The organism is Moraxella sp. CTOTU47915 (assembly GCF_031986685.1).
GTDB lineage: Bacteria > Pseudomonadota > Gammaproteobacteria > Pseudomonadales > Moraxellaceae > Faucicola > Faucicola tetraodonis.
This window is the reverse complement of record NZ_DAMAAE010000001.1, coordinates 369,742-383,636: the sequence shown is the minus strand read 5'-3', so window position 1 is coordinate 383,636 and position 13,895 is coordinate 369,742. Positions and strand designations below refer to the sequence as shown.

General features: G+C 43.3%; 13 protein-coding genes. 4 read left to right on the top strand and 9 right to left on the bottom strand.

Annotated elements, in window-relative coordinates:
- The first annotated feature begins 35 nt into the window (after positions 1-35).
- The gene (locus RTL34_RS01740) at positions 36-1,007 is read left to right on the top strand and encodes an HpcH/HpaI aldolase/citrate lyase family protein (protein WP_312114071.1); all 972 of its coding nucleotides are present in this window, start codon (positions 36-38) and stop codon (positions 1,005-1,007) included.
- Positions 1,008-1,195: 188 nt separating this feature from the next.
- Positions 1,196-2,272 carry a WavE lipopolysaccharide synthesis family protein gene (locus RTL34_RS01735; RefSeq protein WP_239741660.1) on the top strand — a complete coding sequence of 359 codons (1,077 nt, stop codon included), beginning with the start codon at positions 1,196-1,198 and terminating at the stop codon, positions 2,270-2,272.
- Positions 2,273-2,374: 102 nt separating this feature from the next.
- On the opposite strand, the gene RTL34_RS01730 is transcribed toward RTL34_RS01735, so the two are convergent.
- From RTL34_RS01730 to nadR, 7 genes are all read right to left on the bottom strand, one after another.
- Entirely contained in the window at positions 2,375-3,118 is a 744-nt protein-coding gene (locus RTL34_RS01730) for a glycosyltransferase family 2 protein (RefSeq protein WP_312114067.1), read from the bottom strand.
- On the bottom strand, positions 3,109-4,683 hold the full coding sequence (locus tag RTL34_RS01725) for an aminoglycoside phosphotransferase family protein (protein ID WP_312114065.1): 1,575 nt from the start codon (positions 4,681-4,683) through the stop codon (positions 3,109-3,111). Before RTL34_RS01725 ends, RTL34_RS01730 begins: the two co-directional genes overlap by 10 nt.
- Positions 4,684-4,726: 43 nt before the next feature.
- Positions 4,727-5,098, bottom strand: a complete 372-nt coding sequence (locus tag RTL34_RS01720; protein ID WP_219330920.1) for an HAD-IIIC family phosphatase — start codon at positions 5,096-5,098, stop codon at positions 4,727-4,729.
- A 428-nt stretch (positions 5,099-5,526) separates the two neighbouring features.
- A complete protein-coding gene (locus RTL34_RS01715; protein WP_312114061.1) occupies positions 5,527-6,717 on the bottom strand; it encodes a hypothetical protein in 1,191 nt (396 codons plus the stop codon).
- Positions 6,718-6,867: 150 nt separating this feature from the next.
- The gene (locus RTL34_RS01710; RefSeq protein ID WP_095356396.1) at positions 6,868-7,323 is read right to left on the bottom strand and encodes an Mpo1 family 2-hydroxy fatty acid dioxygenase; all 456 of its coding nucleotides are present in this window, start codon (positions 7,321-7,323) and stop codon (positions 6,868-6,870) included.
- Positions 7,324-7,506: 183 nt separating this feature from the next.
- A complete protein-coding gene (gene pnuC / locus RTL34_RS01705; protein ID WP_219333776.1) occupies positions 7,507-8,253 on the bottom strand; it encodes a nicotinamide riboside transporter PnuC in 747 nt (248 codons plus the stop codon).
- A 121-nt stretch (positions 8,254-8,374) separates the two neighbouring features.
- Positions 8,375-9,448, bottom strand: coding sequence for a multifunctional transcriptional regulator/nicotinamide-nucleotide adenylyltransferase/ribosylnicotinamide kinase NadR (gene nadR / locus RTL34_RS01700; RefSeq protein ID WP_312114056.1), 1,074 nt, complete (start codon positions 9,446-9,448; stop codon positions 8,375-8,377).
- A gap of 485 nt (positions 9,449-9,933) precedes the next feature.
- On the opposite strand from nadR, the gene RTL34_RS01695 reads away from it, so the two are divergent.
- Positions 9,934-10,155, top strand: coding sequence for a PspC domain-containing protein (locus RTL34_RS01695; protein ID WP_096488610.1), 222 nt, complete (start codon positions 9,934-9,936; stop codon positions 10,153-10,155).
- Between the two features lie 223 nt (positions 10,156-10,378).
- Here RTL34_RS01695 and RTL34_RS01690 read toward each other — a convergent pair whose 3' ends face one another.
- Positions 10,379-11,917, bottom strand: a complete 1,539-nt coding sequence (locus tag RTL34_RS01690) for a fumarate hydratase (protein ID WP_312114054.1) — start codon at positions 11,915-11,917, stop codon at positions 10,379-10,381.
- Positions 11,918-12,067: 150 nt separating this feature from the next.
- Positions 12,068-12,940 carry a rhomboid family intramembrane serine protease gene (locus tag RTL34_RS01685; protein ID WP_312114052.1) on the bottom strand — a complete coding sequence of 291 codons (873 nt, stop codon included), beginning with the start codon at positions 12,938-12,940 and terminating at the stop codon, positions 12,068-12,070.
- Between the two features lie 274 nt (positions 12,941-13,214).
- Between RTL34_RS01685 and RTL34_RS01680 the strand changes: the two genes are divergently transcribed.
- Entirely contained in the window at positions 13,215-13,895 is a 681-nt protein-coding gene (locus tag RTL34_RS01680; protein WP_312114050.1) for an alpha/beta fold hydrolase, read from the top strand.

The following is a 13,895-nucleotide window of genomic DNA, read 5'->3' as shown; positions in this document are numbered from 1 at the left end:
TATCCTAATCGCTCTTTTACGCACATTGTACTTTTATGACACTATTGCACCCTATAAATCATTTTTTATCTGCGTCTGTTGCGCCGACTATCAATCCCTACCAGCTGGGTGCGACGCTTTATATGCCAGCCACGCGCCAAGATATTTGGCAAATTATTAGCCAGCAAAAATTGGCTGAGATTGATAGTATCGTGATTTGTTTGGAAGATGCGGTAAGTGAAAGTGAAATTCCTGCCGCGCTTGCAAACTTAAAGCAGCTGCTTGCGACATGGGCTCAGCACGCCGAGAGGCATGGTTTTGGTGATGAATCGTGTCCAATTTCACCGCGAGTCTCACGCCCGATGGTATTTATCCGACCCCGTAGTGCGTTGATGCTCAGCGAGCTTGCCAGTTGGCAGACGATTGCCTTAGTGGATGGCTTTGTATTACCAAAAATCGATATGCAAAGCCTTGCTGATTGGCGATTGGCTTGTCAGGCATTGCCATCGACACAGCTATTGATGCCGACCCTTGAGACTCGGCTTATCTTTAACCCGATACACAACCAAGAACTGGCGCTAGCTTTTAGTGAAGGGTTTAGCCAGTCGATTTTGGCACTGCGTATTGGCGGCAATGATTTATTTGCCTCGCTGCGCTTGCGTCGCCCGTCCGATGTGACGATCTATCAAACCCCAGTCGGCATACTCATCTATCAGTTAATTGCGTGTTTTGTACCGCAGGGTTTTTATTTGACCGCGCCGGTGTTTGAATATTTGGATAAACCTGCCTTGTTTGCTGAAGAATTGCGGCAAGATGTCGCCTTGGGACTGGTGGGAAAGACCATCATTCACCCTGAGCAAATTGCTGCAGTCAAACACGCTTTTTATGTCAATGACATAGAGCGCAGTCAAGCCACCGCGATTCTTGCTGCTGATGCCAAGGCGGTGTTCAAGCAAGACAACAGTATGCTTGAGCCAGCCACGCATCGCGCGTGGGCGACCAGTGTGATGCTCCGTGCCAATGTCTAAAAGCTAAGGTTTAACAGCCAAGGTTTAACAGCCAAGGTCTAAAAGCCACTGTCTAACAGTTTGTTATATCAAAGTCAGATAACAAATCACTGACCGATAATTGAACAAAATTGCGGTATGATGACGGGTTAGCAGATAACAATAATTTATGATAACAATTTAATTGATAACCAGCATGATGGAAACCTATGCAAGCAAATACTCTCCCCAGTCAGTCAGTGACGGTTATTTTTCAAGGCGGCATCAACGTTCACCAGCTAGGGCAGGGCGGCGATGACGGCAGTGATTTTATCGCTAACGTCGCTAAAACCCGAGCAGCTTTGCCCCATGCAACCATTGTGTTATCGACTTGGGATACGCTTGCGTTGCCCACCGAGTTTGACAGCGCCGACAAATTGGGTATCGATCAGCTGATTTTAAACCCAGATCCTGGTGGGCTACCCAATATCAAATTTGGCTACGACGCCCCTAACAACGTCAATCGACAAATCATCTCAACGCAAGCGGGTCTCAACCAAGTCAGCACCGAATATGCGCTCAAACTGCGCACCGATAGCTACTTGCTCAATGACAATCTGCTACAATTTTATCGCTATTATACCCAGCAAGTAACATTACATTCCCAGCGCCATTTATCCTCAAAAAGTAAAGGAACTGACTATTCGCCGATTGTAGTGCCTTCGTTTTTTACCATCGACCCCAGCATGTTTGAGCATATGGCGTTTCATATTAGCGATTGGGCGCAATTTGGCAAGACCGATCGACTGCAGGCGTTTTGGTCGGCACCTCTGATGAGTCGTGACAATGCCACTTATTTTGAATCGCATGCACAAGATATCGATGCCAAATTTGCGGACAATACCTTTCGCACGCGGTTGGCTGTCGAGCAGCATATTGCCAGTCATTATGCTAATCAAATCGGCTACGCTGCCACGCCAAGCTACTATAATGAACTCAACGAGCAGATTCTAGACGCGCATAAGGCATTTTTGGCGAGTGAAGTGATTGTGCTTGATATGACAGACTACGGACTACGGTTACCCAAATACGAGTGGACATTGACCGATGCTTTTATGGCAATGAACTGCATCAGCCATGATGACTGGTATCAGCTGTTTTATCAATATTGGTACCCCAACCAAGTTGACGAAACCCGCTTGGCGCATGCGGATGAACGAGCGGTGATGAAAAGTATTGCCGCGGCAGAGTTTTATCAAAATAGCCCAGTGGATCAACACCAGATTTTCTCGCGTCTTTATCCCTAAATCCGCTAAATAAAAAAGCTTACCCAACAGATGGTAAGCTTTTTTTCAACAGTTAAACAATTAAACGCCAATTTTTAAACATCAACCTTTAACCATGAGCCTTTAAACATTAATCTTTAAACCGTGGGCTTTAAGCGCTTGGTATTCATCCGGCGTACCGCAAAAATCAATGTCGTCCTTCGTGATTTTGACATAGCCAACCCGACCGCCTTGTGCGATTAATAAATTATACATGGGGGCGATATAATATTCGCCGTTAACCGTCAACTGTTGGGCAATCGCTTGTTGAAACAACGATAGATACTGCTGCTTGGATTTAAAATAATACAAGCCATCACTGCAAAGATTGGAGATACGCTGTTTTTCGGTGGTTTTAATCACCCCGTCATCGTCATCGATGGCGATAAATGACCAATGGTCGCCTTCGCCTTCAAATACTTCTAAATAGCCATCAACGGACTCTACCCAGTCAGGTTTTTCAAACCCATAGCGAAAGGTATCGATGTTAAAAATATAAATCGGCTCATCGTCATCAATGCTAGGATTGCCGAGTCCCATTCCGAGTCCTAGCGCTACTGTTTCAGCTTGTCCTGCTGTCTCGCCATCAAGGGTATGAATCATAAAATTGCGCACACCCAAGCGCGTTAATCGCTCAGCAACAAATTGCGGGGTATCATACACATCGCGCACGATAAGCAAAAATAAATCGGTGCTAAAATAGCGCTCAAACGACTTGATTGCCAAATCAAACACAATGGTATCGGCAATCGACAATTGGTATTTTGGCACCTCAAAGCCTGCCTTAAAAAAACGACTGCTTAGCCCTGCCATCGGAATTACGAACATGTCACTGCCTCCATCACATACATTTTATATAAACGATACGCATTGAGCAGCATGGCGCGCTGGCGATCGGGTCTATCTGCGTGCAAGGGTAGCATGGATAAAAACAATAACACCACCGCTGGCATGATAGATTCTGTGGTCATGTCATTGACCCAGGTGCCGGCAAAAAATTCTTGCTGGATTTGCTCCAAACGCTTATCAATATCAAATCTTATATCGCTACCGCTAGGGCTATCGATAATTTCATAACGCCCTGCGATGATAAAATCATACATACCAATCACAGAATGGGTGAGCTTGGCCAAATCATAGCTTGCGTTACCAAAAATACTAAAATTGCCGTTAGAATCCGTGCCGCGTGGGTCAAAAACTTTTACCCGGCGACCGCGCATGTCATACATGATGTTGCTAAAACATAAATCGCCATGCATGACACTCACGGTGTTTGGCAGTGCCAAGGCTTTGTCGATACAATCCTGCGCAATCTCTAGCGTACTGCCAAGCATCGTTTCATCATAAATCACAGCTTTATTCAAATCGACATCGGCATCATCGGCATACGCGTACAAGCGCTTTAAGGTTTTTTTATGGTACAAATCTTCGGCATACGATTTGGCAAACCCTGTTTCGATATGACGATGCACGTCGGACTGATTGGCCATACTAAAAAATTCTTTTAATAGCTGAAAAATATGTTGCCAAAATTCAGTAGTATTTAACCCATGCACATACAACTCATTGAGCGGTAATAATGGCAAGAACTCTAAGCTATAACTAAACTGTCCGTCCACTTGCTGATAATCAATCAACTGCGGGGTAAAACGTCTAAGTGGCGCAGGAATATGGGTGTACCAATAAATTTCCGCTTCAATTTTGTTGTTGTCATCACTGCTTTTGGTGACCATGCCTTCACGAATCTGCAGTGAATTAAAGGCGCGTTCGGTGGTCATATTGGCACGGGCATGAATATAATGCACAAAATTACTGCAATCATAATACGGCTCAATGTTGACCGATTTCATTGGCATCGTCTGTTGGTACAAATAAATCGCCCGCACAAAATTTTTCTTACTAATCGCTAGGGCTTTAATCAACTCCAATCGTGAGGAAAAGGCAAAATACCCAATCCAATCGGTGGGACTTTCTTTCACTTTTTTGGTTTGTTGCCAATCGTATTGGCGCGTTTTATCCGACACGCCAATACAATCTGAGCAATCAACTAACTGGGGTAAAAATACATCCCCTTGGATGATACGAATATGCTGGTAAGATTTATCAATGGCTAGATTAAGCACATATAAGATGGTCTCAGCCAATGCCAAATTTTCAGGGATTGTCACCACTTCAATGGGCAGAGACTCAATCACCGCTTTTTCATTGATGGTCAAAGTATAAGCTTCAGGTAGTGACAATAGAATTTTTTCATTGGGAAAGTGTTGGCGTACCACATCGACTTGCAGCTGTAACAGTTTTTTATTGCCGATGGGTAGCATGCAAGGCGGAATGCGCCCAATTTCTGCCTCAAATTCGGCATTGACATAGGAAGAGGCGTTAATGAGTATCATGGCGTTAAATTACCTTAAAGGTCGTTATTGTTTTTATTTTTTATTAAGGTGTTAAATCAAGTAGCTGGCAAATCTCTGCATAGCTTAACTTGACCAATTCGTCGGGTCGAATAGCTCTGTCATCCACATAAAACCCTTCAAAGCCGCACCAAGGTTTACCCACGTATAATTCATCATACGGGATATCATGACGTACCAACCACTCAGTGATAATTGGCAACGTGTTTTTATTAATAGCGCCAATATTGCCTTGATAGGTGCGCATATTGCGACTGGTATTGATGACAATGGTAAACCCTTGTCGATGGTATTCTTTAAGTTTTTCGACAACTTCGGTGATAGGTTGGGCATTGGCATAGTCGCCATTTTGGGTGGTGCATAGGGTGTCATCTAGGTCAAAGATTAGCCGCTTCATTGTTATTATGTTCCTAAGATTGCAGTGATAGACTTAAACTAAAATTTTTTGTATTATTAATAAAATCAAGTGTTTGATTGTTATTTTAACTTCAATACCTTAAAACGAATCCCTACCAAATGATATTACTTATTCATTACTTATTGTAATTTTAGGTAAGAATACAAGAAAAAAATCGATTGTAGTGCTTAATCATAATGCTTAATATTGGTTAAACCGTTTTTAACCAATCAATCAATCGATGTTGACAATTTTTGAGAATAAGCCAGAGCAGAAAAACGGGTGAGAGCCTGACGAATCTAAATGAAATAGGTTGTGATTTGATGAAAAATTGGCTTTTACTAATGATGGATTGATAGGCTAAAAGATTAAAAGGCGAAAAAGCTAAAAGAACAGTAAGCAAAAACACACAGCAAGGCGTGGAAAATTTATTTGATAGCGACGTAACTATGGACTTTGTACATACGACCCAGCGCGTTTTTCCAGCCACGGGCATAGGGCATAAAGGCTTGGCAATGATCTAAGTGATAGCCATAGCCTGCATTGCCATACGCCATCAAAAAACTGCCATCCAAAAAGCCTGACTGCCCTATGACAAAGCCGTTACCTTGATTAAATCGCGCTTCAGCACCGTTACCGAGCAAGGTAGCATTGATTGCGGTATAGCCGTGACCCTGATTGTGGTTGGCATTGGCGTGGGTGATATCGATACTGGCGTGATGACGGGCAAAATAGCCACCGACCACGTTTTCATTGCCAAGACTGCGATTAGCCAAAATACGCCCGCCATTGTCAGCAAAATAGCCATAGCCATAATTGCGAAAGGCATTGGTACGTCGGTTGATGCTATTGCAGCTTAGCATGCCACTGTGCAGCGCCAAAAAGCCATGTTTGTTTTCGCTGGCACTGGTATCATGACACCACATCGAGCCATTGGTGAGTGCATAAAACCCTCCGATATGGTTGTGTGCAGACACGCTGTTATCGGCATTGACAAAGCCGCTGGATTCCGCGCAGAATCCAAAACCCAAGTCTTCATCCAAATGCGCACAGTGATAAGCCTCGCATTGCTGGGCATCTATCGAGCCCCCATACGCAAAAAAACCGACATCCCCCGCAAACTGTACAATCACCCCAGGTTCACAGCGGATACTTGAGCCAAAGCGGGCGGCAACCCCATAATAAAACTTATTGATACGGACCTTTGACCCGACCAGCACTTGGCTATTGTAATTGCACATGATACCGGCACCATAGCCTTCATCTTGCCACTGTCCATAGCCCAAAAATGCCTTAGTACCATTGATAGTCATGCCATCGATTTTAAAAATACCGTTGCCCCGCTGCATCAAAAAGCCACAGCGGTTATGGGCATCATCAAAATGTAACTGCACCTTATCAGGATTGTCCAAATTGCCAATAATCTCTACCCGATCACTAAAAAAATCAATTTCAACTTGGCTTAAATAATACTCGCCATCGGCAATTTTGATTTGGATAAAGCCTTTATCACCCAAGTTATTTAATTGGCTTTTACAATAAGCCAAAGCCGCGTGAATAGTCGGTAATGTTTGCGGCACGTCAATACGTTGCCAACGGTTGGATACTTTTTTAATCATAATAACAGCAAGCTAACAAGTGATATGGTACTCAAAATGAGTAGGTCGACCATACATCGCCAAAAAACCTAGCGATAGTCAAAGCCATTGCAATTATCTAGGAAATAGCCGCTGTAATATGTTGGGTTTTCTTAGTGAATATGAAGTTTTTTATGACGTTTTAGGTTTTGCCAATTTTTCACTCAACGAATTCGCGACCCAGGCAGGCCCAATCAACAAAAATTGTAAGTCTTCAAAAAATGACGGTTTTTTACCTTCAATTTTGTGACCGACAAATTGCCCAATCCACGCGACCACAAATACGCCAAACCAAAACTTAAACCCAAATGGCAAGATAGCAATCGCTGCCAAGCAAAACAGCACAAACATGCCCATAGCAATAAATAATTGCGTAGACAAGCGTAGATAAAACAGCATTACCAAAGCAATCAATACCAACGTAAACGCCGCCTGCCATGACATTCCCATGCCCAAGATACTGGCAAAAATCGTGGGTACGCACAGCCAATGAATTTTTTTATTGATAGGATGTTGGTGGCTCACAGCGTAGTCAGCCAGCCAGCTTTGTAGGGATTTTTTTGAATGAAGCAGGGTCACGGTTGCCATAATCTTCTTCCTTAAAGATAATAAAAACAATGAAAAAAATTGCTGATAAAAAATGGGTGTGAAGCCCATCAGTTACCCCTGAATCGTATCACACCCTAGTCGTTTGTCAAATCAGCGACTTTACCCTAATAGGTTTTGATATCAGTGGCTTTTGATACTACTGGCTTTTGATATCAGTGACTATTACGCCAAGCCTTTGGCTTTTTGCTCACTGCGATACCATTCATACAGCCCCACAAACGCATTGATTTGGTACACCATGGTTTGAATGGCAAAAATATAATTTTGCGACATCAAGTTGACAATCAGCCAAACAAAATTCACCGCAATCCATAACCACCAGTTGAATGAATAGCGTAAAATCATCGTGGCTTGCGCGGTGATAGATAGCACAAATGCCAACACGTTAATCCAAAAAAAATCAATCACGCCCAAAAATTTACTGCCATCGTTGGCGACCACGCCATAACCCATCGACGCTAGCCAATTATTGACAGTTGGAAATAATGCCAAGCCAATCGCGATAAAGGCAATGGTTACCAACCACACAATTTTATTGGCTGATTTGGGAATCATATTGCCATCGCCATCGGTATTTTTTGACCAATAAAAAATGCCATATAAATGGGTAAAAAAGTTAAACAATGGCGCGAGCATCAAACCCACCGCACCCGCGGTTCCCTGTACAATAGTTTCCCCCGCCGTTGCCAACATACCAAAGCCATTACCTGCGATATTGCGGCGAAAACTCAGCGATACCACACACAATAGCCCGATAAAAGACACCCCCAAATAAAACCAGTCTAACGCTCGATGTTCTGTGGTCAACCAAAAGACCGTAGCCAATGCCACCACCCCAAAAAAGAACCATACCACCGTCCATTCTTGTGCCCATTCACCGGTAATTTTATCCAAAATTGCAATTCGCATTTCGCCTCCAACAGTCATTACAACCATAACAACATTTTTTTAATTAAGCTTTAAAAAATAAAATCAAAAATTTTTAATATATTTATCAAGCATGTCTACTAAGTATGTCTAGAAAATTATTTTATGCCTCGATATCTTGGTAGTGGTGAAAAACGTGTGCATCAATGAGCGCAATCGCATCCAAGAATCGCTGATGATAGTCTGGGCTATCAATAAACAGCGGCGCAATATGATGACGGGCAAAGATTTGTTTTAAACGATTTTCAAAACGCTCACGCTGGGACTCGCTGCCTAGCGAGCGCATCCCATCGGCGACCCAAGGGGTATTATTGGCAAGCATCAGGGTATAATCTAAGCGAAACTCATCGATACAGGCGGTCAAAAACGGGTGGGTACGCCCTTCATATTCTTCACAGAATGCTTGCGTGGTCACAAAATCCGTATCCACCAAGGTGATTGGGGCAGGGGCAAAGCGTTTGGCGGTGCGTATCGCTTGTTCATGGTCAGTTGCCATGAGCGGATAGTCATCGTATTGCATACCAAGCTCAGTACCCCCCAAATCGGTTTGCACAAACAAGCGCCCCATTTCTAAGCCATAGCTTGCACCATAATAGTTGGCTAATTTATGCAGTAGTGTGGTTTTACCTGAGCTTTCACCACCCACCAATGCCACAGTTTTGGTGTAGTCACCTCGCGCTTGCGGGTGAATGGCTGACCAATACAGCGCGGGGTTATTGTGAATCTTGCGGCTATCAAAGCCGTGCTGGCGTGGCGTGGTGACCACAGGTAAATGTAAATCATAATCGACAAACGGATGGGTTTCATCCATAAACACCACCGGGGCTACTGTCTCTGTGTCATGGCTAGACGCGCTCAACTTAGGATAACGTTGTTGCAAATCCGCTAATACCGCATTGACCTGATCAACGCTCAAATCTTGATAATTGTCTTCATACGAGGGGGTCACCAAATCAGGTAAAATCTCTATATGCACAAATGGCAAATCAGCAAATGCCATCGTCATCCAGCGCGCTTTATCTTTCAAATCAATGGAAAAATTTGGATTTGGCGCAGGGTGAGCGGTAATAAAAATATATAAATCTTTGACTTGCCCAGACGCATGCAAAATCGTTCTTACATGCCCCAAATGCAGCGGCTCAAAATGTCCAATAATGATACCCACATCTTGCATCATGCTTTCCTCAATACTTTATCATGGTTTTTTAAACTATTCTTTATCGGCTTGATTTTTTGATTACTTGGATAGATATCCCTAATAAGGATATAAAGAATAAGGATATAAAGTAACGCTATGATAATCGATTAGCCGCTACGAAGTTACAATCGTTTGTAACGCTAGTATCACAATTTGTAAGAATCAGTGCACAAACGCTACCAAACACACTATATAGCCGCAAAACTGCGCTTGTTATAATCGCTCATGATAATAATGCGGTAGAAAAAGTTACTAAAAGAAACATCATTCTACGTTTTGTCACCCAACAACCCCCTGCATTTGCTTATAATAAATCATAACCAAAACATAGCATTTTTAATCAATAATTTTAGCTGATGGCATTAAGTTTTAGCATTGAGTTTTAAAGGCATTAAATTTTAGAGATGTTAGGTTTTAACTAAGTCGTAAGTGGTTTTCTCTATTTTTAACAGGTAAAAAATTGAATGGCAAATAAACTGGTAAAACTTCATCGCTCTCAGAATCATCGTATGATTGCAGGTGTGATGGGGGGTATTGCAGAGTATTTAGGCTGGAATGTAACATTGGTGCGTTTGTTGTTTGTCATTATCTCAACCGCGAGTGTCGCAGTGCCAGGTATTTTGATATATATCGTGCTATGGATTGTCATGCCAAATGCTACCCAAAATTCCTATCGTACGGTTTGATGGGTGTATAGGTTTCTTTGTATAACTGTTAGGTAGCAAAAAGAATAGCCAAAAAAATTAAAAATATTATGAATAATAACAACTAGCTATAACAATAACTATAAACTTCTCCACTTTTCCTCCTGCCCAGATAATACATTATCTGGGTATTTTTTTAACCTAAAAAAAGCCTTAAGGAAATACTTAAGGCTTTTGTTTATATTAAAAATCTTGAAAAAATTGACTAAGGCACAAAACGTACAGGCTCGGCAATCACTTGCTGGGCGCGTTCTGCGACTTTATCAAAACGGTGGATGCTGTTACCTTGGTTGTCAACAGCAACCGTCACAGGCATATCTTCTACCTCAAACTCATAAATCGCTTCCATGCCTAGCTCTGGGAAGGCAAGTACTTTAGCGCCTTTGATAGCTTTTGATACTAGATAAGCGGCACCGCCCACTGCAATGAGATAAATTGCCCCATGTTTGGCGATGACTTCACAGGTCGCAGGACTACGCTCGGATTTACCAATCATCCCAATCAAGCCTTGATCCAAGATTGTATCGGTGAATTTATCCATACGCGTTGAGGTGGTGGGGCCTGCAGGACCGACCACTTCATCGCCCACTGCATCGACAGGACCGACATAATAAATAAAGCGATTTTGTAAATCCACGGGTAACGCTTCGCCTTTGGCAAGCATATCGACCATGCGTTTATGGGCGGCATCACGACCCGTTAAGATTTTACCGCTAAGTAGTAAGGTATCACCGATGTTAAACTGACCTAAGGTTTCTTTGGTTAAGTCATTAACATTGACTTTAATCACATCATCGGAGCCAAAGGACACTTCTGGCCAATCTGATAGTGAAGGGACAGGCAAGGCCGCTTCACCTTGACCGTCTAGGGTAAAGTGAATATGACGAGTCGCCGCACAGTTTGGAATCATGGCAACCGCTTTACTTGCGGCATGGGTAGGAAAATCTAGTACTTTCACATCGAGTACCGTAGTCAAGCCGCCAAGACCTTGAGCGCCAACGCCAAGCTCGTTCACTTTGTCGTACATATTAAGACGTAAGCGCTCAACGCTATCAAGCTCGGCACCGCTTTGGGCTTTGGCTTGTAAATCATGGATATCGATGTGTTCCATGAGCGAGCGCTTGGCAAGCATCATGGCTTTTTCTGGCGTGCCGCCGACACCGATACCTAAAATACCAGGTGGGCACCAACCGGCCCCCATTTGAGGAACGGTTTTTAACACCCATTCTTCAATCGAGTCTGAGGGGTTTAGCATCGCAAATTTTGCTTTGTTTTCTGAACCGCCACCTTTTGCGGCACAAATCACATCAACTTTGTCACCCGGTACCACGCTCATGTGCACCACCGCTGGTGTGTTGTCTTTGGTGTTTTGACGTTTGCCAATTGGGTCTACTAGGATAGATGCCCTTAGTGGGTTGTCGGGATTGTTGTAAGCACGGCGTACCCCTTCATTAACCATGTCTTCAACGCTCATCGCTGAGCCTTGCAAGTCCCATTGCACGTTCATACCGATATCAAGGAACACCACCGCACTACCGGTATCTTGGCAAATCGGACGATGACCCATCGCTGACATACGACTATTGGTGAGGATTTGCCCCATGGCGTTTTTGGCAGATTGGTTGGTTTCTTTTTGCCATGCTCCATATACAGCATCAACGAAGTCTTTTGGGTGATAATAACTGATGTATTGAAAGGCGTTGGCGATAGAATTGATAAAGTCGTCTTTCTTGATGACGGTCATTGGCTAGTCCTTTTCACTGGCTAAATAGTGGCGCTATTATAGCATTGTCACTTGCTAGATTGGCAAACAAGATTGGCAAAAGGGCGCAGGAATAAGCGTTTTAGACGGTTAACTCCTAAAATTTTTATCCCGTTAAAAAATTATTAACAGTTAGTGGATAATACTTGGCAATGCAAGATTCAATAATTGCATAAAACTGATATGTAGCCAGCCATACATCGCCACAAATCCCACTATCAACACTACATAGCTTGCGGTGATAATTTTACCCTTTAACACCACTAAAGAAGGCGGTATGAATGGGGCAGTACTGCCAGAGATTGGTCCATTGCCAAGATGATGGGGTGGCCAAGGTGTGCTACTAGCTTGATGGGCGAATATCTGCTGCTGGCGGATAACGCGATACTGCATGACGTACACTATACCCAGCAAGCCACCTATAATTGCACCGCCTACATGACTGGCATTATCGATACCACCCACCAAAAAACCATAGCCTAAATTAATCACCATGACTATCAGTAACGAGCGAAAATTTAATGCAAAATTATTGAATGATGTTTTGGTTAGCGCTGTCACCAATAGCGCCATCCCAATGCCCATGATACCACCTGACGCACCGGCACTAATAATCGGCGGCTCACCTGCCATCACGCTATGCAAGCCCAAATAGTTATTCAATAGATTGCCGCCAACACCTGATAACAAAAACAACGCTAAAAAATTGACAGCGCCAAACATCCGCTCAGCCACTTGTCCAAAATAATACAAAGCAAACATATTAAACAGCAAATGCATAAAACCAATATGCAAAAACAGGCTGGTCACCAATCGCCACGGGGCTTCACCCAGCGAAAAGGGTAAAAAATTGGCACCCCAAGCAATTAACGCTTGGTTGGTAGGATTGGTCGGATTGACGCCAAAAAATAGCTGTAATGCAAATACCCCAACACACATTACCACCAGCGCCAACGTGATAGGGTAGTGTTGTAAAGCTTGTTGGATTGGAGATTCAAATGTCATAGCGCGCCTTATGTAAACCAATTTAAGTGTAAGCCAATTTAAGTGTAAACTAATTTAAGCCAAAAGGTTAAAAGAAAAAAGCCTGTATAAAATTATTATCATCAATTCACAAATCGCAATTATAGTATGAAATGGTAACAATGTTTTGCAAATCCGTCTGCTCAATCCAGAAAATGATAAGCTAAACGGGAGGCATTTTCGCCAAATTTTTAGCATCATAAATACAAATCATAAATACAAATCATAGATAAAAATTGTAGATACAAAAGGCTTTATGATAAAACGCCAACCCAAACCGCTTGTCATCCTCATTCATGGTTTGCACATGCATGCCTGGGCGATGCGACCGCTTGCCAAAAAACTCAGCAAACTTGGCTACGAGTGTCACAGGTTTGGGTATTTTAGCGTCGCGCATAATCTTGCCAACCATAGCCGCCGTTTGCACCGCTGGCTCACCAAACATGAAAAAGCGGGTGTGCCTATTTATTTGGTCGGTCATAGTCTTGGTGGTCTGGTCATTCGAGACTTTTTGCAGCGCTATCCACAGTGGCAGATTACGCGCTGTGTGACACTTGGAACGCCGCATAATGGTAGCATCAGTGCCAATAATATCGTCAAAATCCTGCCCAAATTCGTCGGTCGCTCGTATCTGCAGGGGCTAGATGGCAATGTGCCGGCACTCAACGATGAAGTACAGCTAGGTAGTATTGCGGGGGTGCGTTCGGTGGGGCTCGGTAAAGTGGTATTGCCCCGTAACCGTCAACTTGCCAAGCTTGAACCGCATCTGCAGCCCAATGACGGCACGGTATTTGTGCATGAAACCCAGCTTGCCGCTGCCAAAGACCATATCATCGTCAATGCGTCCCATACGGGACTCCTGATAAATGATGAAGTGGCGATGCAAATCCATCACTTTTTGCAACAAGGGTATTTTTTGCATACAAAAAATTGTTGA

Coding starts and splice junctions, on each gene's coding strand:
- RTL34_RS01690 (WP_312114054.1), bottom strand. CDS start 11,917: ATGACCGTCATCAAGAAAGACGACTTTATCAATTCTATCGCCAACGCC.
- RTL34_RS01680 (WP_312114050.1), top strand. CDS start 13,215: ATGATAAAACGCCAACCCAAACCGCTTGTCATCCTCATTCATGGTTTG.
- RTL34_RS01725 (WP_312114065.1), bottom strand. CDS start 4,683: ATGATACTCATTAACGCCTCTTCCTATGTCAATGCCGAATTTGAGGCA.
- nadR (WP_312114056.1), bottom strand. CDS start 9,448: ATGATGCAAGATGTGGGTATCATTATTGGACATTTTGAGCCGCTGCAT.
- RTL34_RS01695 (WP_096488610.1), top strand. CDS start 9,934: ATGGCAAATAAACTGGTAAAACTTCATCGCTCTCAGAATCATCGTATG.
- pnuC (WP_219333776.1), bottom strand. CDS start 8,253: ATGCGAATTGCAATTTTGGATAAAATTACCGGTGAATGGGCACAAGAA.
- RTL34_RS01710 (WP_095356396.1), bottom strand. CDS start 7,323: ATGGCAACCGTGACCCTGCTTCATTCAAAAAAATCCCTACAAAGCTGG.
- RTL34_RS01715 (WP_312114061.1), bottom strand. CDS start 6,717: ATGATTAAAAAAGTATCCAACCGTTGGCAACGTATTGACGTGCCGCAA.
- RTL34_RS01730 (WP_312114067.1), bottom strand. CDS start 3,118: ATGTTCGTAATTCCGATGGCAGGGCTAAGCAGTCGTTTTTTTAAGGCA.
- RTL34_RS01735 (WP_239741660.1), top strand. CDS start 1,196: ATGCAAGCAAATACTCTCCCCAGTCAGTCAGTGACGGTTATTTTTCAA.
- RTL34_RS01685 (WP_312114052.1), bottom strand. CDS start 12,940: ATGACATTTGAATCTCCAATCCAACAAGCTTTACAACACTACCCTATC.
- RTL34_RS01740 (WP_312114071.1), top strand. CDS start 36: ATGACACTATTGCACCCTATAAATCATTTTTTATCTGCGTCTGTTGCG.
- RTL34_RS01720 (WP_219330920.1), bottom strand. CDS start 5,098: ATGAAGCGGCTAATCTTTGACCTAGATGACACCCTATGCACCACCCAA.